Here is an 18,611-nt window from a genome sequence, read left to right as displayed (position 1 = left end):
CCCGAGCCGCTCCTCGACCCCCGTTGTCAGTGGTGACCCGCACAATGGATCGCGTAACCCCAAAGCGTGACGAAAGGGCCGGTGACCCATGACCGTGTGGGATGACCTGGTGGGCCAGGAGAAGGTGAGCGAGCAGCTCGATGCCGCCGCTCGGGACGCCGACGCCTTCGTCACCGCGGCGACCACCGGCACGGCCCCGCCGGAGGCGTCGAAGATGACGCACGCCTGGCTGTTCACGGGGCCGCCCGGCGCGGGACGCAATCAGGCGGCGCGGGCCTTCGCCGCCGCACTTCAATGCGTGAGTCCCGACCGCGCGCTCGGCGGCAGCCCCGGCTGCGGCTTCTGCGACGGCTGTCATACGGCGCTGATCGGCACCCACGCGGACGTCACCACCGTCGCCGCGGTGGGCGCGCAGATCCTCGCCGACGACATGCGGGACACGGTCCGCAAGTCCTTCACCTCGCCGGCGACCGGCCGCTGGCAGATCATCCTCGTCGAGGACGCCGAGCGGCTGAACGAGAAGTCGGCCAACGCCGTCCTCAAGGCCGTGGAGGAACCCGCCCCCCGCACGGTGTGGCTCCTCTGCGCCCCCTCGATCGAGGACGTCCTCCCCACGATCCGCTCCCGCTGCCGCCACCTGAACCTGAGCACGCCGTCCGTCGAGGCCATCGCCGACCTGCTCGTACGGCGGGAGGGCGTCGAGCCCGCCGTGGCGATGGGGGCGGCTCGCGCCACGCAGGGCCATGTCGACCGGGCCCGCCGCCTGGCCACCGACCCGGACGCACGCGCGCGGCGGACCGCCGTACTGAAGCTGCCGTTGCGCGTCGAGGACGTCGGCGGGTGCCTCAAGGCCGCCCAGGAGTTGGTGGACGCGGCGGCCGAGGACGCGAAGCAGCTGGCCGAGGAGATGGACGACAAGGAGACCGAGGAGATGAAGGCCGCGATGGGCGGCGGCCAGGGCAGCCGGATGCCGCGGGGCACGGCCGGGGTGATGAAGGACCTGGAGGACAAGCAGAAGCGCCGGAGAACGCGTACGCAGCGCGACAGTCTCGACCTCGCGCTGACCGACCTCACCGCGTTCTACCGGGATGTGCTCGCCCTCCAGTTCGGTTCCCGGGTGGCGATCGCCAACGCGGATGCCGAGGACGCGTTGGAGCGGCTCGCGCGCGCCGGCTCCCCGGAGTCCACGTTGCGCCGCATCGAGGCGATCGGGGCGTGCCGCGTGGCGCTCGACCGGAATGTGGCGCCGTTGCTCGCGGTGGAGGCGATGACGTTGGCGCTCAGAGCCGGCTGAGTGGGCCGAGTCGGCTGCGGCGGGCCGACTGTCTGGGCGTGAGGTTGACGGCGTAACTCGTCCGGGGCGGATCGTGCACGTACGGCATTCAAGTGATCGCACAGCGTTACGCTCGCTGAATGCACATGAGGCGCCCCCTTCGCCGGTCGGACCGGAGCAGTCAGCCGAGCCGGCCGAGTCAGCTCAGCGAGGTCGAGGTCGAGGCCCGTCGAAGTCGTCGGAGCCGGCGCAGTCGTAGGACCGGCGGCACATTGCTCGCCGTAGCCGCGCTGCTCGTGTCCGCGTGTTCCCCGGGGAGCTCGACGACCGCGACGAGTCCGGCCGCGGACGTGGCGCTGGCCGCGCTGCCGCAGTCGACGCCGTCCACCCTGGCGTCGTACTACGGGCAGAAGCTCGGTTGGCACACCTGCGGTGTCCCCGGTTTCGAGTGCGCCACGATGAAGGCACCGCTGGACTACGCCAAGCCCGCCGCGGGGGACATCCGGCTCGCGGTCGCCCGCAAGAAGGCCACCGGCAAGGGCAAGCCGCTCGGTTCGCTGATGGTGAACCCGGGCGGGCCGGGCGGTTCGGCGGTCGGCTATCTCCAGCAGTACGCCGGGATCGGCTACCCGGCCGAGGTGCGCGCCCGCTACGACATGGTCGCGATGGACCCCCGCGGCGTCGCCCGCAGCGAGCCCGTCGAGTGCCTCGGCGGACGGGCCATGGACACGTTCACGCAGACCGACACCACCCCCGACGACCGGCGCGAGACCACTCGACTCGTCGGCGAGTACAAGAAGTTCGCGGAGGGCTGCGGCGCACACTCGCCCGATGTCCTGCGCCATGTCTCGACGATCGAGGCGGCGCGGGACATGGACGTCCTGCGGGCGGTGCTGGGGGATCAGAAACTGACGTACGTCGGGGCGTCGTACGGGACGTTCCTCGGGGCGACGTACGCGGGACTGTTCCCGGACCGCGTCGGCCGCGTCGTCCTGGACGGCGCGATGGACCCGTCCCTGCCCGCGCGCCGCATGAACCTCGACCAGACGGCGGGCTTCGAGACGGCGTTCCAGTCCTTCGCGAAGGACTGCGTACGGCAGACGGACTGCCCGCTCGGCGGCAAGGGCACGAAGCCCGCCAAGGTCGGGACGAACCTCAAGGCCTTCTTCAAGAAGCTCGACGCACACCCGATCCCCACCGGCGACGCGGACGGCCGCAAACTGGGCGAGGCGCTCGCCACCACCGGCGTGATCGCGGCGATGTACGACGAGGCGGCCTGGCCGCAGTTGCGCGAGGCGCTCACGTCGGCGATGAAGGAGAAGGACGGCGCCGGGCTGCTCGTCCTCTCCGACAGCTACTACGAGCGGGACGCCGACGGCCGCTACTCGAACCTGATGTTCGCCAACGCCGCCGTGAACTGCCTCGACCTCCCGGCCGCCTTCTCGACCCCCGACCAGGTTGAGCAGGCCCTCCCCGCCTTCGAGAAGGCGTCCCCGGTCTTCGGCGACGGCCTCGCCTGGGCCTCCCTGAACTGCGCGTACTGGCCGGTCAGGGCGACGGGCGAACCCCACCGCATCGAGGCGAAGGGCGCCGCCCCGATCGTGGTCGTCGGCACGACCCGGGATCCGGCGACGCCGTACCGGTGGGCCCAGGCTTTGGCCCACCAGCTCTCTTCGGGGCGGCTGCTGACGTATGTGGGGGATGGGCACACCGCGTATGGGCGTGGCAGTACGTGCATTGACTCCGCGATCGACGCGTATTTGCTGCGGGGGGCGGTGCCGGGGGAGGGGAAGCGCTGCTCGTAGCGTTGGTGGGGGTGCGGTCTGGGCTGTGGTGGGAGTGCGGTCCGGGCTGTGGTCGGGGTGTGTCCGGGGTACCTCCGGGGGTGCTTCCGGGGGGTGTACGGAGCACCCCCGGAAACTGTGTAGACTTTCCGACGTTGCTGATCGCACCATGGTGTGGACAGCGCGCCGCCTTAGCTCAGATGGCCAGAGCAACGCACTCGTAATGCGTAGGTCTCGGGTTCGAATCCCGAAGGCGGCTCTGTGGAAGCCTCAGGACTCACTCGCCGTGACCTGGGGCTTTTGCTTTTAGCGGATGCGGCGGCGGCGCTGAGCGCGGGCCGCGCGACGGTCGGCGGTCTCAGTTCTGGTCTCAGTCACGGGTTCTGGCGCCGCTTCGGACGCGGGCATGAAGTGGTCGCCCATACGGCGCATCGCGTCCTTTGAGAGGTGCGACCGCCCCTTCACGTATCGCCGGGTCTGGCTGATCTGGGTGTGGCGCAGGATCTCCATGATCGTGGGCATGTCCACCCCGAGTTCGTTGAGGATCGTGCCGGCGGTGTGACGGCTCCCGTCGTAGAGGCGACGGTCTGTGATGCCCGCCTCTACAAGCAGTTCCTTGAACTCCTCCCAGTCGGCGCGCGGATCGAGGGGGCGACCATCTGGCCGTGTGAAGAGCGCGTCGAACTCCTGCCACGCGTCCCCAGCGACGGCGCGCATTTCCTCCTGCTGCTCCTTATGCGCGTGCAGGTAGGGGACGAACGGCGGCGGAATCGGCACAGGGTTCGTGCTCTTCTTGGTCTTCGGACGGGTGAAGACCAGGCCACCCCCCTTTCGATCAGGGCAGGCAGTGGCGTGCCGCCGGCAGTCCTTCGGGCAGGGCTTGGGGCAGCCACGCTTGTAGTTCTTGTGTGTCCGGCAGTCCGGGGGGCAGGGTTCGAATCGGTGCAGGCGTTCACCGCAGGCGCGAGCGTCCGCGCACCCGTGGCGCCAAGTGAGGCGCTGAAGCTGCCACTTGGGGTGAAACAACTCCGCTTCGAAGTCGACGTAGGTCCACCGCAGGCCCAGGGTTTCCCCTTGACGGAATCCCATCCCGACACCCACGCACCACCGCATGAAGGTGGGCCGCTTGGCGGCGGCTTGCAGGAACGCCTTTGCCTGCTCGGTCGTGAACGGGTTCGCCTCGGTCTCGTCGATCGAGGGTGGGTCCACGAGCGTGGCCACGTTCTCGCCGATGATGCGGCGGCGGTGGGCGATTTTCAGTGCGCGGGAGAGGATGCGGTGGACCTTGACCACGTGGGATGGTGCGTGGCCGTTGTCGAGCATCTTCCGGTACATCCGTTCCAGGTGCTCGGGGGCGAGCTTGTCGAGGCGGTGCTGTCCGACGCCGGGGACGATGTCGTTGCGGGTCTTGGACCAGTAGTCGTCCAGAGAACGGGGCTTGAGCTTCAGGCTCGCGATGTCGGTCAGGTACGTCGTCATCCACTGCTCTACGGTCGGCTTGCGGCCGGCCTTCGGGGCGCGTCCCTTGTCTCGGAGTTTCTCCAAGTCGCGGACTTTGCGGCGCACTTCGGGTTCGGTGCGTGCCCTGCGGTGGCGGCGGTCGGGGCTTCCGTCGTCTTTGACGCCCATGGTGACGCGGCCGTGCCACCAACCGTCGCTGCCCTCGTAGACGGATGACTCCATGTTCGGATTGCGGGGGCTCATGTGCTCCTCTGTGTTCCTTCATACGGGAGGCGGCCCCGGACGTTGGTCCGGGGCCGCTTCGGGGGGTGCGCCTGCGTTAGTTGGGCTGGGGTTCCATGGCGTTCACGAATGACTCAAGGTCGCTCCGACGGATGCGGCGGGAGCGGCCTCGCTTGACGTACTTCAGGGCGCCTTCAGCCATCAGCTCGTAGACGGTCGAACGACCGAATCGGAGGACCACAGCGGCTTCCTTTGGGGTGTAGAGCAACTGGTCGGCGGGGGCGGCTATCGCGGTGCTCATCCGGGTGCCTCCTGGGCAATTCGTCTTCGCCTTCAGGGAGTTGCGCGGGGGACCTTGCCCGCGCCTGTCCGAGGTGTGGATTTGTGCGTCATTGCGTCGCCAGCGTCATTTAGGCCTCTGACCTGCGGTTTTAGATGACGCTGGAGGTGAGGCCTGCGTCATGGGTGCGACATGGGCAGCGTCATCCGTGACGTGGCCCATGACGCAGATGACGCAGGATGACGCAGGCACGGCCGTCTCCGTCATGCCTGTATTCGCAGATCAGGGGCCGTTTTCCGGCTCGCATGACGTAGATGACGCAGCGTCTTCCCTCTTAGGACAAAAGAAGGGGGTGTTCTGGTGTAGTGCGCGCTGCTCAGAGCGCGAAGAAGGGGCCGCTACGCGGCGCGTCCTTGGAGCGGCGCGCTGCGCCGAACAGCAAGAGGAGCACGCCTCCGCCGGGCGGGGGTGGTGCTCTTCTTGCTTGTCCGCGTGAGCGTGTGGAGCACGGGTCAGAGCATCCGCTGCTGCTCGTGCGGTGGCGCCGGGGTGGGGCGGGTCAGTTCGAGGTAGCGGCCCTGACTGGTGCGGCCGGAGTCGATGAGGACACCCCGCGCGGCGAGGGTGGGCTGTAGGCGCTTGAGCCGGTCGGAGAGCACCTTGCCGGTAGTCGGCCACCCCTTGGGCACGGCCCTGAGTTCGTCGCCGCTGTAGAGGCGGCTGAGGCAGGACAGCCACTCCGTGGAGGTCATGCGCTGTGCCATGCCCGGCTCAATGGTCTCGGCGTGCCTCAGGACGGTCTGTGCCAACAGGTCGCCCTCGATCACGTCGTCGTTCAGGTCGTCCAGCCGGGCCCGGTACGCGGCCAGCGCCCCGAGCCCGGTGGCCGCATCGAGCTGCGCGCAGAGGTGGGCGAAGTCGGCCATGCGCAGGTCGGTGGGGGTCTCCGCCTGCGCCGCGCGGACCTTGACCGTGAGGTCGAGCAGGGACCCGAGCACGACGGGCAGAACTTCCGCGTACTCCGCCCACAGTTCCGCCTCGGTCCGCCGCACGCCGGGCCGCTCCAAACGGAGCGGGAGCAGGCGTTCGGCGAGGTCGGGCCGGATGACACCGACGTCGATACCTGTCAGCAGCAGCGGCCGGCGGTAGCCGACGCGGAACACGTCCCCGTCCGTGAACAGGGCCCGCTTGACGCTCTCGGCTCCGGTGACGATGCAGCACATCGCGTCCGACAGGTCAGGCGACATGTGCGAGAGGTTGTCCAGCGCCGTGACCCATCCCGCCGCGACCGCCGCGATCAGGTTCTCCTCATCCTTCGGAGCCCGGCGCAGGTCCCCGCTCATGCCCTCGATGATCCGCACCAGCATCCGCCCGCCGGTCGACTTCCCCGCTCCCTGCGGCCCGGTGAGGAACGGCGCGGGCACCGGGACGGACGGACCGAGACAGCCGATCAGCCAGGCGATGGCCAGGCACTCGTTCTCCGCGCCGGCGAAGTTGCACAGGCGCATCAGCAGGTCGATGCCCTTGCCGTTGGTGTCCTTGACGGGCAGGGGGAGTTCACCGGTGAGCTGGGTGCGCCGCCAGCACACTTCCTGCGGGTCGGGGACGGTGATGTCCCAGCCGGTGGGGTGGATGCGGACGGACTGTCCGTCGTCGCGGCCCAGGTCCAGCCAGGTCGCCCCGTCGTAGCCGGGGGCGACGCGGATGTGCACGGGCTGTACGTCCTCGGTCAGTGCGAGGGCTTCGATCAGGTCCAACGCCTCTTTCAGGGCCGACCCGTTGAACGCGCCGCGTCCGTCGCGGTAGAGGCCGACCATGAGTTCCTGGCGGTGGCTGCCGGTCGTGCCCTGGGAGCGGATCGGGCGGGCGATGGGCTGGCCGTTCTTCTGCGCGTACACGGTCCCGTCCGGAGTGCGGAAGTACCGGAAGTGCGCTTGCGCGTAGTCGGTGATGACCTCGCGGGCCGGGGTCTTCTCGTCATCAGCCATGGTCACAGTCCCAACGTGGTCAGGGCGTTGGTCCACGCGTCGGTGCAGTGCCGGGGCGTTTCGCCCTTGGCCTGCGCGGCGGTGAACAGCCGGGCGACGTGCGTGTCCGTGAGGCAGCCGCACCGCCCGTGCGTGGAGAGCACAGCGAGGAACGTCCGGTACACGGTGGCGTGCACCGCCTCCCGGGCGCCGGTGATGCGCTGCTCAGCCATCGCGATCCCACGGTCCAGGAACACGGGCGTACGGTGCCGGCACACCCCGCTTTGGCCTCCCAGGGGTGCTGAGAGGGGCTTTGGCGCCCTGCGGGCCGCCGGGGGGTCCGTTAGTGCCAGAGTGCGCACAGCATCCGGGAGAGCGGCCATGGCGCCGCTGCCCCATCCGAGCCAACGGGCGTACCCCATAAGGGACTTGACGTCGACACCGGGCCGTACCGCGTTGGCGGACGGCATGACGCCCTGGTAGATCCAGTGCTCACCCCGGGGCGTTGGCACGGTCAGGGTGGCGGGCAGGGTGTCACGGGCCCGCGCGATGGCTGCCGCGTTGTCGAGGTCGACGACGGTCAGTCCTGCGCCGCCGGGGTGGTAGGCGACCGCCGCCGCCTGTCGCCATGCCGCCTCCCACTGGGGGGAGTTGAGGACGTGCGGGTCGGTGGTTGCGGCGGCCCACGCGTGGCAGACGCCGGGGCAGGTGCAGGGGCCGGGGGTCTTCATGTTGGGCCGGCCGCCGCATGCGTTCTTCGCGCAGGTGCGGCAGTTGCCGAACGGGACCTTCCCCGCCCGCAGCGGCAGCACCGGCACGCCGAACGTGGCCAGGTGCAGCGCGGTGTTCAGGAGGCTGGTGGCGGTGGTCATGCGGCGGCCCTCCCTTCGAGGGCGAGGAACTGTGCGGCGATCCACTGGGTGTAGGCGGGGGGTACGGCTTTGCGGGCTTCGAGGTTGGTCATCCAGGTGCAGCCCATGGCGTCCGCGTACGCGCGCTCGCCCTTGTGGACGAAGGCGAGCAGGTCTTTGCGGTGCCAGCAGGGTGCGACCAGCTCGCCGCCGCCGCCCCACGAGGTCTCGAACGCGCGGTGGCGGCGCAGGTTGAGGCCGAACTGGGTTCCGCACAGCAGGTAGTCGGGGCGCAGGATGCCGGTGGTCGCGGTCTCGGGGACGTTCTCGATGACCCACGGCCGCCCGGTGGCCTGCATGACGTCGCGTCCGGGGCCGATCAGGTCGGGGTAGTCGTCGGGGTTGGCGCGCGACCTGGTGACGGTGGCGTAGCGCTCGCACGGCCACGAGCCGTGGACCAGGTCGAAGGCGTGTCCGTGTTCGGCGGTGTAGTCCAGGCCGTCGGCCTGGATGAACGGGAAGGGGTAGTTCGGCATGGGCGCGATGTCGACGCCCACCACGTCGAATCCGGCGAGGTAGTAGCCCATGGACAGGCCTCCGGCGCCGCAGCACACGTCCAGCACCCGAAGCCCGTTCGGCCGGCGCAGCGGCAGCACGCGCGCGTTCATGCGGCGGCCTCCGTCCGGGCGGTGGCGAGCATGTCGAGGGCGGCGCGGCCGATGAACTCGGTGAAGGCGGGCGGGATGGCCTCGGTCAGTTCCTCGCGCACGTCGGTCCACGTGATGCCCATGGCCGACTGGAGTTCGGGAATCGTCGGTTTGCCGCCGCCGTTGCCGTACGCGGCGACGTAGGGGCCGTCGAAGTACTGGCCGTGCCGCCACCCGCGCACGCGGCCCCGGTGGGGGACGTGTTCCGGCTGCTCGGCGGTCCAGCGGCCCAACTCGAAGTTGCGGTGGCGGATGACTCCGAGGCCGTACATCTCGCCGCACAGGGTGATGTCTTTGCGGATCTCCGCGCGCCCGTTGGGCTGCTCGATCACGAAGGGCAGACCGGTGAGTTCGAGCAGCGCGCGGGTCGGGGCGACCAGGTCCACGTGGGTGCCGCCCCACCCCTGGGAGGCGTTGGTGCCCACGGTCAGGGCGCATCCGTGCTGGCAGGGCGGGGAGGCGTGCACGAACGCATACCGGTAGATCTCGCCGGTGCTGATCAGGTGGGCGAGGTAGGTGAGGGCGTCTCCGTGGTGGTAGGCGAAGGGGTAGTTGGGGCGGTGGGCGATGTCGCAGCCGTCCACGTCGAACCCCGCGCGGTGGTAGCCCGTGGCGGCGCCGCCGGCGCACGAGAACAGGTCCAGCAGTCGCGGCCGGTGGGCGCGCTCTCGCCGGATGTCAGTGGGTTGGGTCATGCTGGAGACCTCCAACAGGTCTGTTGAGGACGGGTTGGACAAGAGCGGCCCCGGTTCTTGCCGGAAGGGGGGCCGCTCTTGGCGTCACTGCTCGTTGTTCGTCTTGGCCCACACCCCGGTGGTCCGGGTGTGGATGTTGCGCTGGTCCTGGTAGACCGGGCCGTCGTAGTGGTGGTGGACGTCCGGGGCGGGCTTGGCGCCCTTGAGGAGCCGGGCGAGCGCGAGGACCAAGGCGGTGGGCGCCCCGAAGACGAGGCCGCACACGAGCGGGTCGGCGAACTGGGACACGTACATGAGCACGGCCGCCGTGCCGCCGACCATGGTGGTCGCGGTGGCGCCGGCGAGCATGAGCACGCTCGCGTCGGTGGCGCCCTGGCTCATCGGGGGGCGTCCGGGCTGCGTGACGGGCGGGGTGTCGCCCCGGGCGGGGACGGGGGTGGTGTCGCGGTAGGCGGTGGGCCGGTAGGCGTCGGCGATGATCCGGCGAGCCTCGGCAGCCGCTTCGACGTCGCTCATCACGGCGTCCTGCGGGGTGGTGTCGGGGTACATGCGGAATCCCTTCCGAACACGGGTTGGGGAGGCGGACACACCCCCTTCAGGGGGTGCTGTGGAGGGGGTTTTCGGGGGCTGACCTGGGGTGCCTCCCCGCCTCCCCAAAACGATGTTTCCGCTGATCAACATGGGGGAGGCGGGACGGGGAGGCGGTTGGGGAGTTCTCCCCGCCTCCCCGCGCCGGGCGGGTGTTCCTCCCCGTGATCAGGAGGCGGAAGCGGAACCGTCCGTGTCGCGTTCGGCGAGGGCGGCGGTGATGTCGTCGCGGCGCACGACCATCCGCCCGTGGGACTTGTAGGCCTCGATGCCGTAGGACTCCAGCACGCGGCTGAGATCGCCGAACGACCAGGCGCCGTAGGCGTCCTCGCTCAGCGCGGCGAGCCGCTTGATGATGTCCTGCGTGAACGCGCGCTTCCCGTCGCCGGCCACCGCGTCGATGTCGGCGAGCGGGTCACGTGCCTCGCCGCGGTCGACGGCGCGCAGGGTGGTGACTCCGTTGCGCAGGGCCTTGGCCCGTTCGGTGATGGCGTCGGCGCCGGCGTCGTCGATGAAGTGGGTGCGGACCGTGATGGAGGACTGGCCCTTGGGGATGGCGATCCCGTCCGAGGCGACGACCAGGGTTCCCTTGTCGAGGCCCTGGCGGAGCAGGTGCGGGGCGGCGCCGCCGTTGACGGCCTTCTCCCCGAGCGCCATGACGGCCTGCGATTCGGTGCCCAGGGCGAGCGAGGCCCGGGTGTGGGCGCCCTCGCGGACCAGTTTGGGGAGGTTCTGGTCGGTGGGGTCCTGGGTGCCTTCCCACATCAGCACGTCGACGACGCGGCCCTGGTTGTGGACCTTGCGCACGGCCATGAAGTAGCGGGAGGTGGCCTTGGATCCGCCGTAGGGGCGCTTGTCGTCGTCCTTGGCCGGGCACATGAACGCGACCTGCGCTTCGTCGACGATGCCGATCAGCGGCTCGAAGACCGTGGAGGGGTCGCGGCGGCGCTGTTCCAGCCGCTGTTCCATCTCTTCGACCAGGCCTTCGACCATCTCGGTCGCCGCGATGACGTCCTCGTCGGTCGGGCCCTGGATCAGGGTGGTTGCCAGGCCCTCGAACATGGCCCAGTCCCCGGCGCCCTTCAGGTCGGCGATCCGGAACTCGACAGTCTTGTCGAGCGCGGCCCACAGGGCGAGGGCGCGCAGGGCTGCGGTCTTGCCCTGGTTGGACAGACCGGTGATGAGCAGGTGGCGCTGATACAGCGACAGTGCGGCACCGTCCCCGCGCAGGTCCTGCCCCCACGGGGCGCGGCCGGTCTTGTAGTTCGCGGTCAGCGTCTCGTCGGTGACCAGCGGAGACGGGCCGATCGGCTCATCGAGCGCCCCGGAGTCGGCGACCCACAGGCGGACCGTGCGGGCCGCTTCGGGGATGGTGATGAACACCTCGTGCTCGTGCCTCGTGAGGTTCTCCGCCAGCTTGCGGCGGCGCTGCTGGACCTCGTTGGTGGACACCCCGGAGGGCAGGGTGACGTCGACCTCGACACCGCATCCGGCGATCCGGATCGGACCGAGCATGGACGCGCCGGCGTCGCCCATCTCCTTGATGGCGTTGCGCAGCGCGGGCACCCCGAGGTCGCGCAGCGCCTTGACGACGATGGATGGGGTGATCGGCTCACCCTCCCCGTTGCGGACGTTGGCGGGCAGCGCCCACTGCGGGGCAGCCTGCTGTTTGCTGCCCACGGTCCACAGGGCGAGCAGGGCGAACAGCGGACCGAGGACGATCGCGGTGGGCCAGATGATTTGCACGATCCGGATCAGGGTCGCGATGAACTCGATCGTCGCCTTCAACGGCGTGATCACGTCGCGGATGTCGTGGTTGTTGATGGCCATCACGACCCCGAGCGCGACCAGCACCCCGACGCTCATGGCGGCACCGACCCCGACACCCTTGGCCGCTTCCACGGGCGAGTGGAGGAGGTCCATGCGGCGGTGGTGGCGGGCCTGGCGGAAGCGCTGCAACCGGTCCTCCCACTCCTCCGCCACCTCCAGGTTCCCCGCGACCTCGGCGGCACGGATCATGCGCTCGTAGCGGGCCCCGGTCTTCCCGTCCCACGCACGGCGGGCCACGATCCGCCCGCCGTTGAACGTGTAGAGGCTGTGCCGGGCCACCGCACGGGCGGCGGACTTCGTGGTGTCGTGGGTGACCGCCGTCTTCACGGCACGGCCGGAGCGCACCCACAGGGGGACCAGGGGCGCGGGCGGGGCGTCGGGGACCACGGTCAGGACCGTGGGCGCCGACGCCGACTCGGGGCCGGTGGGCGGGGCTTTGACGAGTCGTACGACGTTCTCGGACATGCGGGAACTGCTCCTGACTGCCCTTGCGGGGGCGGGAGTTCGAGGAAAGACGAGGGGGTCAGCGCTGGTGCCGGCTGCGGTTCTCGGCACGGCTGAGCTGGGACGGCTCACTACGGGGGCCGTCGAACCAGCAGAAGGGGCGGGTCGTGTCGGCGGCCTTGAACACGCGGATCGCGGCGCCGGCCGGAGCGTCGGGAAGGGCGTAGACGCGGCCCCCGTCCAGGGAGGCGAGGATGCGGGCGCCGTGGTGCTCGCACCCGTCCGCGCCGGCGCCCACCGTGTCCAGCACGGTCACGGCGGGCGGTCCGTCACAGGGGGTGGGGTCCTGCGGGTGGGCGGCGGCGCAACGCTGCTGGTCCACGCTCACCACCACCCCGACGCCTTCTTCGCGGCCTTGGCGCGGGCGGCCTCGGTGATGAGCCGCTGTTTCTCGGAGTGCAGGGCGGTCAGTTCGGCGTTCAGCCGCATCTCGGCTGCGGAACCGGTGGTCTCCATCTGCTGCTCGGCACGGCCGGGGTTCCTGCCGCGTACGACCTGGTAGGAGCCGCCGGCGATGGCGCGCGCCATCGCCCGGCGCTCCGAGCCGTTCAGCGGCCACCACTCGCCCTTGCGGACCGCTTCCAGCTTGTTCGCGGTCTTCTGGATCTCGCGGTCCAGGCGGCGGATCTCGGATTTCGACATGCTCAACTCCCGTCCGGAGCAGGGGTGTTGGTGGGGTAGGCGCACAGCACGCACATGCCGAGCGAGCGCGGCATGCAGTAGCTGTAGACGACACCGCAGACCGGGCACGTCTGGCGGGCGAGCATGGCCAGCGCGAGGGCGCCCCACTTCCGCGACGTCATCGGCCGTACCGGCAGCGCGAGGTCGATGCGGTACAGGTAGGCGACCCGGACCGTGCCGGAGCGTCGGTTGATGCGCATGACCTGCGCCGCTATCGGCTGACCGCCCGGACGCAGGCCACGCGCCCGCAACTGGCGGCGGGTGGCGTACTGCTCGTCGCTGGGGGCGTACTTCCAGGGGAAGGTGGGGACGCCGTAGCGGGCTCCGGAAGGGTCGTAGCACTTGCCGTAGGCGGCGGACATCACGGCGTCCCGACAGCCGTACCGGCGCGCTCGGCAAGCAGCGCGTCACGCAGCATCCGGGCGTTCGCCGGTGAGGTGTGGATCTCGCGGCGGATGCCCTCTGCGGTCACCTTCGCGTCCGGCAGTCCCGTGGTCGCGGTGCGGGCCTCGTCGAGCAACTGCGCCTGCGTGCGCTTCGGTCGGGGCGATCGGCCCGCCTCGGGGACGCGGCCGGTCGCCGCACGCGGGCGGGTCGATGCCGCCGCAACCGTTGTCCGCTTCGGAGTCGACCCGATCGAGTTGACCGAGGTCGACTCGATGGCGGGTGCGGGCTTGAGTGGGAGAGTCGACTTCAGGAAGCCGAGCGGCACCGGATTGGGCGTCGGTACGGGGTTCGCCACGGCGGGCGTGTTGATCGGTGCGGGGGTCGATTCGGGCAGGTCAGCCGTAGACCGTTTCATTGTGGTCTCAGTAGATTCCTCCGCATTTGCGACCGGGGTCGGAGTCGGGGCGGGCTGGTGGTGCAGGACCTTCGCGACGAGATCGGAACCGAAGTAGATCGACCCGACCGGAAGCGACGTCGCCAGCAGCACCAACGCCCAGTTGGCGGGGTCCCAGTCGGCCAACCGTCCCCAGTCGACCGTGGCACCATGCAGGGCGGGGACCAGGCCGTGCACGTAGTTGAGGACCAGGGACGCGCCCGTGTAGGTGCCCAGCACCCGCAGTGCGAACTTCCGGTCGTTGCCGGCGAGTACGAGGGTGGCGACCAGGGCGAGCGCCATCAGGCCGTCGACCACGAACGGGTACAGCGTCGCGGCGGTGTGGTCCGCACCGATCGCGTTGGCGATGTCCCGCAACGCGTTCCAGGACACCCGGAACGCCATTCCGACCACCACGACCAGCGCGGTGATGAGCAGGCTCTTCCCCAAGCGGTTCACCGCACACCTCCCGCCGCGATCAGCGCCGCGAGAACGAGCAGGGCGCCGCCGGTCAGGGTCAGGTCGACCGCGCGGCGCAGGCAGGTGAACTTGGCGACCGCCAGGCGGGACAGCCCCGCGATGTCGGCAGCAAGGTCACCGGATACCGCGTCGGCGATCTGCTCGGGGGTGAGGGTGGCCCACAGCGGGAAGCCGTGCCGGCCGCTCAGGTTGGGACGCGTCGACCGCAGCAGCAGCCCCGCCGCCGCGAGCAGCAGTCCCATGCCGAGCACGCCGACCACCACGGCGGGCGGGTTGAGCGGGAGGCCGTGCGCGATGGTCCAGGCGCCGGCCAGGACCGCGCCGACGAACGCCAGCAACAGGGCGGTCTTGTTGTCGGTCCGCGCAATCTCCGCCTTCACCTCGGCGTGCGCAGCGGTCAGATTCTGATTGGTGGTGCTCACGCGCCCACCTCCGGAAGCATCCCGTCGGTGGTGCGGTTGGCCTGCTCACGGCGGGCCGTCAGCAGGCGGCGCCAGGCGCGGCGGATGCGCTGCTGGTCCAGCTCGCTCGGGGTGCGGTCCAGGGTGATGATCTGCGCGTTGAGCAGGTCGACACCCGCCGTGATAGCGGGCATTTCCTGCTCGATCGCGTCCAGTTCCGCGTTCGTGGGCTCGATCCAGTCGGCGAAAGCGGTAACAGCCTCTTGAACAGTGACGATGTGCTTCATTGGGTCGTGTTCCCTCTCAGCGTGGAACGGCCCGAACAGCGGCCCCGGTGTTCGAGCACCGGGGCCGCGCGCCGTTGAAGTCGGGTTTCCGGCTCCCCTCAGCGCTGCTCGTACGAGACGAGCAGCGGAGGCAACCGGCCGCAGCGGATGAGCTGCGGAAAGGTCGGGTTGCGCTGTACCGCGCTCGGGACAGAACCCGTGCGCGCCCGCCCGCTTGTTTGCGGAGGTGGGGCAGGTTTCCCTCAAACACTCTGTTGAGTTCTCAAAGAACAGACCCTCCCCAGCAAGCGCGGTAACCCCTGGTCAGAGGGGTTCTCGTCCTCACGAGACCCGCCGGGCGCTCTGCGGTAGTGCAGGTCGAAGCAGCCCAAAGAGGGCCTTTTCCGTTCGCTGTCCTAGGACTGCGAGCGGCCTGAGAAGAGAATGCACCGCAGTCCTGGGACTGTCAACAGTCCTAGGACTGTGCTTCACTGGGACGCGTCGAAAGGAGGTCTGCGTGGCACCGAAGTGGCGCGAACTGGCCGACAGGTTCGCGGAACAGATCAGAAGCGGCGAGATCAAGCCGGGCGCCCAGTTGCCCCAGATCAGAGACCTGGTCGCGGCCGGCGAGGGGTCAAAGGACACCGTTCACAAGGCGTACAAGGAGCTGGAAGCTCAGGGGCTGGTGACGTCCTCGCGCGGCCACGGCACCGTGGTGCGCCAGCAACAGCCGCTCAAACGGCTCGGCATCGCGCGGTACGACAAGGCGAAGTGGCGGGACGGTGATGAGGTCGCGTTCATCGCGGACCGCGTGGCGTCTGGTCGCTCATACCGCCGGAACGAGCAGACCCAGACGGTCAGCCGAGTCAAAGCATCGGCAGCCGTGGCCGCAGCTCACGGCTTGCCCGAGGGGGCCGATGTCTACGCACGGGCGCGCGTGGTGAAAGAGGGCACGCAACCGACTCACACCCTGACCAGCTACTACCGGCCCGAGCACGTCGAAGGAACCCGCATCGTCGACCCGACCCCGGGCCCTGCCGGGCGAGGCGGCGGGTTCCGTGTCCTGTACGACGCCGGATACGAGATCGACCACATGACCGAGGAACTCTTCGCGCGGGTGCCCACGGCGGAAGAGGCTCAGCTACTCCAGCTCTCGGCGGGTGAGTGGGTGGTGGAACTGCACCGCACCACGTACACGGCCGATGGGACCGTAGTTGAGTTCGCCATTGGGGTGCATGCGGCGACGCGGTTCGCATGGTCCTACGACTTCAAAGTGCCCGACTCAACGAAGGCGGAGGGTGAGAGCAAGTGATCCCTGCACAGGCATGGCCGGATGTCCGACTTCTGTGGGACTACCACCGCATGCACCACACCCCACGGCCCTGCTCCGTGGCTGTCGGATTGGGCAGTCACGACCTCGGCGTGGCTGACGTGACAGCGGAGCTGTATCACCAGGGCATGGCGCCAGTGATCGTATTCACAGGGGCGACCAGCCCAACGACCCGAGCACGCATGCCGCGTGGCGAGGCTGTTCACTACCGAGAGCGGGCGTTGCAACTCGGGGTGCCGGATTCCGCCGTACTCCTGGAACCGCATGCAACGAACACCGGCGAGAACATCGAGCTCAGCAAAGCGGTGCTGGCAGAGGCCGGCGTCACGGTCTCGTCTGTCCTGCTCGTGAGCAAGCCGTATGAAGAACGGCGCTCCTACGCCATGATGCGAAAACTCTGGCCCGAGGTTGAGGTCGTGTGCGCGTCCACGCCGATGGGCTTGGAGGAGTACACCGACTCCATCGGAGACGCTCGCATGGTGATCGACATGATCGTCGGAGCCCTGCAACGAGTGCTCGTCTTCCCTGGATGGGGTCTGGCCATCGAGCAGGCTGTGCCGGATACCGTCGTGGCCGCGTACGAGCGCCTACGTGACCAGGGATTCACGAGTCGACTCATCCCGGACGCGGCGCAACGTACCTGATGGGGTGCTGTTCGCTCCGCCTCATCCTCTGACCAGTACGAACAAACCTCAAAAGCGAGTATGGCGTAAGACGCAGGGATCCCAAGTCTTTTCGTCCGTAGACGTACAAAGGGCCTGGTCTAATGGGCCGGGCCCTTCGTATTTTTCCGTCTCCGAATCCCGCAAAGAAGCTAATCGCATAATTGCCTCAGAGGGTTTTCTAGTTCACTTTAGAGACTCTCCGCTGTCCCATCTTGGCGAGACAAGTATCAATGGTCTCCAGTATTGCGTGGCGATTGAAGACGATCCCCAAGTCTAGCTCGCGCGCGAGAGCGACATGAGGAACGTGATTCGCCACTACGGGTTCGTCAGTTACTTGCTGTATCGATGCGGCGATGATCCCTACAAGGACCATCCGATTGCCGGTCGTGACATTGGTTGGCCCGGATCGATACGTTCCTTCGTTGAGGAGGAACACGGGACTTCCACTGCTTCCTCCGAAAATGGAACCATCGACCAAGAAAATCTTCTTTCCGCCGAATGGCATCTCAATCGGGGTGGCCGATATCCCTCTCCTGGTGATCGGGGTGAGGTGGAATGGATCCTGATGGCCGCTTGGGTATCCGATGAACGTTATCTCCTCAACCGCATCGATGAAGATTTCTTCCTCGGTGAACTCCATGAGAGCTGTAGGTATGGTCTTGTAGAAGAGGTCGCTAATCGTGTTGATTATTTTAGAAATTGGTATGACGGCGATATCGACCTGTGGATCCGGGTGGCCAATCCAGGCATCTCCGCTGATCGCGATGTCGCGGCGTTCCCCGTATCTCGGTTCGCCAGTTTCGGGCGACTTTGCCAGGAATCCAAGAATTATTTGATCGGTGCCCTCAAGCACATGCTTATTGGTGACGATTAGAGGGACGACGAGTTCATCCCCGACGAAGGCGTGAGCGAAAAATCCGGTCCCCACGGTACCCAGGCCTTTGTTGCTTATTCTGATCGTCGAGAAGAGCAGTTCTTTGGATGAGGTGTTAATCTTCATGGTTGCCTGTATTGGGATTTCTGAGATCCTGGCCACGCGTACTCATATAGATCATCTACTTTGACTCGCCTGGCTCAAGTTCTCCAGTGGAGTTTTGCCCTTGATCAGGGAAAACTCGGTTGACCATATTTTCTGGGCTCGACTGCATATCCAATGCCTTCATTGCGGCAGCGGCATTCAGACGGTCACGCGCGACTGGATCCCCGACTCGATCGATCAAAGTAGTTGCCTTTTCGAGTCTGTGATCCTGATCGATTTTGACATCCAGACGGTCGGCCTGCTCAGTCACGTGAGCACGAGCCCGTCTTGCGTGAACAGCAAGAGCGCCCCCTCCCACGGTGAAGAGGGCGCCTGTAAGGCTCGTCACGATCGGCAGGTAACTCAGGTCGGGGTTCCCGGCGTGCACCAACGCCAGTACGCCGCCAGCAAGGATTACAGCCGCGCCGCCGGACATGAAGCAAATACTGAGCCGGAAGGTCCACTCAGCCTGTTTGAGTGAATACCTGAGGAAGTCGAAAAAGAAGCGCTGACGCTGCTCAGCCAGGCTCTCACGCTGGGCTTCTGCTGGCGACGGCTCGGCAGGTGCCCCCGTGCCGACGTTGTTCACGACCATGTCGGCACCGCTCACATGGAACGTGTTGAGCTGCACGCCTCGCCCAGTGAAGTTGACGCCATACGGGCTGGTCGGCTCCGGCTCCTCTGCCTCACCGGTTTCGTTCTTCACCTGAATCCCCCGCTTCCTACGATCCCCAACCGTCAGGGTAGCGGCGGACAGGTGTGGTGGGGGCGGTCGAGCGAGAACTGTC

The 18,611-nt window shown here is 68.2% G+C and carries 20 protein-coding genes and 1 tRNA gene; 5 read left to right on the top strand and 16 right to left on the bottom strand.

The features are described 5' to 3' along the window. Positions 1 to 88 precede the first annotated feature (88 nt). The 3 genes from OG194_RS20835 (at position 89) to OG194_RS20825 (ending at position 3,316) form a co-directional block, all read left to right on the top strand. Positions 89 to 1,294: a DNA polymerase III subunit delta' gene (locus OG194_RS20835; RefSeq protein ID WP_327402329.1), complete on the top strand. Its 1,206-nt coding sequence runs from the start codon at positions 89 to 91 to the stop codon at positions 1,292 to 1,294. A 119-nt stretch (positions 1,295 to 1,413) separates the two neighbouring features. Continuing rightward, complete coding sequence (locus OG194_RS20830; protein WP_327402328.1) at positions 1,414 to 3,078, top strand: alpha/beta hydrolase; 1,665 nt, start codon at positions 1,414 to 1,416, stop codon at positions 3,076 to 3,078. Between the two features lie 164 nt (positions 3,079 to 3,242). Beyond that, a tRNA-Thr gene (locus OG194_RS20825) sits at positions 3,243 to 3,316 on the top strand. A 47-nt stretch (positions 3,317 to 3,363) separates the two neighbouring features. Here the strand turns inward: OG194_RS20825 and OG194_RS20820 are convergent. From OG194_RS20820 to OG194_RS20755, 14 genes are all read right to left on the bottom strand, one after another. Continuing rightward, positions 3,364 to 4,761: a tyrosine-type recombinase/integrase gene (locus OG194_RS20820; RefSeq protein ID WP_327402327.1), complete on the bottom strand. Its 1,398-nt coding sequence runs from the start codon at positions 4,759 to 4,761 to the stop codon at positions 3,364 to 3,366. Positions 4,762 to 4,837: 76 nt separating this feature from the next. Further along, positions 4,838 to 5,041: a helix-turn-helix domain-containing protein gene (locus tag OG194_RS20815; RefSeq protein WP_327402326.1), complete on the bottom strand. Its 204-nt coding sequence runs from the start codon at positions 5,039 to 5,041 to the stop codon at positions 4,838 to 4,840. Positions 5,042 to 5,532: 491 nt separating this feature from the next. Beyond that, positions 5,533 to 7,008, bottom strand: coding sequence for an ATP-binding protein (locus OG194_RS20810; RefSeq protein WP_327402325.1), 1,476 nt, complete (start codon positions 7,006 to 7,008; stop codon positions 5,533 to 5,535). Positions 7,009 to 7,010: 2 nt separating this feature from the next. Beyond that, the gene (locus OG194_RS20805) at positions 7,011 to 7,859 is read right to left on the bottom strand and encodes a bifunctional DNA primase/polymerase (protein ID WP_327402324.1); all 849 of its coding nucleotides are present in this window, start codon (positions 7,857 to 7,859) and stop codon (positions 7,011 to 7,013) included. After that, complete coding sequence (locus OG194_RS20800) at positions 7,856 to 8,506, bottom strand: class I SAM-dependent methyltransferase (protein ID WP_327402323.1); 651 nt, start codon at positions 8,504 to 8,506, stop codon at positions 7,856 to 7,858. Before OG194_RS20800 ends, OG194_RS20805 begins: the two co-directional genes overlap by 4 nt. Further along, complete coding sequence (locus tag OG194_RS20795; RefSeq protein ID WP_327402322.1) at positions 8,503 to 9,240, bottom strand: DNA methylase; 738 nt, start codon at positions 9,238 to 9,240, stop codon at positions 8,503 to 8,505. Before OG194_RS20795 ends, OG194_RS20800 begins: the two co-directional genes overlap by 4 nt. An 84-nt stretch (positions 9,241 to 9,324) precedes the next feature. Further along, positions 9,325 to 9,789 carry a hypothetical protein gene (locus OG194_RS20790; protein ID WP_327402321.1) on the bottom strand — a complete coding sequence of 155 codons (465 nt, stop codon included), beginning with the start codon at positions 9,787 to 9,789 and terminating at the stop codon, positions 9,325 to 9,327. A gap of 207 nt (positions 9,790 to 9,996) precedes the next feature. After that, positions 9,997 to 12,123, bottom strand: a complete 2,127-nt coding sequence (locus OG194_RS20785; RefSeq protein WP_327402320.1) for an FtsK/SpoIIIE domain-containing protein — start codon at positions 12,121 to 12,123, stop codon at positions 9,997 to 9,999. 58 nt (positions 12,124 to 12,181) lie between these two features. Continuing rightward, positions 12,182 to 12,484 (bottom strand): hypothetical protein, encoded by a 303-nt coding sequence (locus OG194_RS20780; RefSeq protein WP_327402319.1) that lies wholly within the window; start codon positions 12,482 to 12,484, stop codon positions 12,182 to 12,184. Between the two features lie 2 nt (positions 12,485 to 12,486). Next, the gene (locus tag OG194_RS20775) at positions 12,487 to 12,804 is read right to left on the bottom strand and encodes a hypothetical protein (RefSeq protein ID WP_327402318.1); all 318 of its coding nucleotides are present in this window, start codon (positions 12,802 to 12,804) and stop codon (positions 12,487 to 12,489) included. Between the two features lie 2 nt (positions 12,805 to 12,806). Beyond that, positions 12,807 to 13,205: an RRQRL motif-containing zinc-binding protein gene (locus OG194_RS20770; RefSeq protein ID WP_327402317.1), complete on the bottom strand. Its 399-nt coding sequence runs from the start codon at positions 13,203 to 13,205 to the stop codon at positions 12,807 to 12,809. Continuing rightward, the gene (locus OG194_RS20765) at positions 13,205 to 14,122 is read right to left on the bottom strand and encodes a DUF2637 domain-containing protein (RefSeq protein WP_327402316.1); all 918 of its coding nucleotides are present in this window, start codon (positions 14,120 to 14,122) and stop codon (positions 13,205 to 13,207) included. Before OG194_RS20765 ends, OG194_RS20770 begins: the two co-directional genes overlap by 1 nt. Then, positions 14,119 to 14,565 carry a Pycsar system effector family protein gene (locus tag OG194_RS20760; RefSeq protein WP_327402315.1) on the bottom strand — a complete coding sequence of 149 codons (447 nt, stop codon included), beginning with the start codon at positions 14,563 to 14,565 and terminating at the stop codon, positions 14,119 to 14,121. Before OG194_RS20760 ends, OG194_RS20765 begins: the two co-directional genes overlap by 4 nt. Then, complete coding sequence (locus OG194_RS20755; RefSeq protein ID WP_327402314.1) at positions 14,562 to 14,831, bottom strand: DUF6284 family protein; 270 nt, start codon at positions 14,829 to 14,831, stop codon at positions 14,562 to 14,564. Before OG194_RS20755 ends, OG194_RS20760 begins: the two co-directional genes overlap by 4 nt. Positions 14,832 to 15,327: 496 nt before the next feature. Between OG194_RS20755 and OG194_RS20750 the strand changes: the two genes are divergently transcribed. Then, entirely contained in the window at positions 15,328 to 16,122 is a 795-nt protein-coding gene (locus tag OG194_RS20750; RefSeq protein ID WP_327402313.1) for a GntR family transcriptional regulator, read from the top strand. Next, entirely contained in the window at positions 16,119 to 16,784 is a 666-nt protein-coding gene (locus OG194_RS20745) for a YdcF family protein (protein WP_327402312.1), read from the top strand. The genes OG194_RS20750 and OG194_RS20745 overlap by 4 nt, the downstream gene beginning before the upstream one ends. A 199-nt stretch (positions 16,785 to 16,983) precedes the next feature. Here the strand turns inward: OG194_RS20745 and OG194_RS20740 are convergent, their stop codons facing one another. Together OG194_RS20740 and OG194_RS20735 are read right to left on the bottom strand one after the other, a co-directional pair. Next, the gene (locus tag OG194_RS20740) at positions 16,984 to 17,841 is read right to left on the bottom strand and encodes a trypsin-like peptidase domain-containing protein (RefSeq protein ID WP_327402311.1); all 858 of its coding nucleotides are present in this window, start codon (positions 17,839 to 17,841) and stop codon (positions 16,984 to 16,986) included. Between the two features lie 19 nt (positions 17,842 to 17,860). Beyond that, a complete protein-coding gene (locus tag OG194_RS20735) occupies positions 17,861 to 18,529 on the bottom strand; it encodes a TRADD-N-associated membrane domain-containing protein (protein ID WP_327402310.1) in 669 nt (222 codons plus the stop codon). Positions 18,530 to 18,611 lie beyond the last annotated feature (82 nt).

It is taken from the genome of Streptomyces sp. NBC_01288 (assembly GCF_035982055.1).
Taxonomy (GTDB): Bacteria; Actinomycetota; Actinomycetes; order Streptomycetales; family Streptomycetaceae; genus Streptomyces.
The sequence above is the reverse complement of the archived record's forward strand: the minus strand, read 5'-3'. Positions and strand labels throughout refer to the sequence as shown.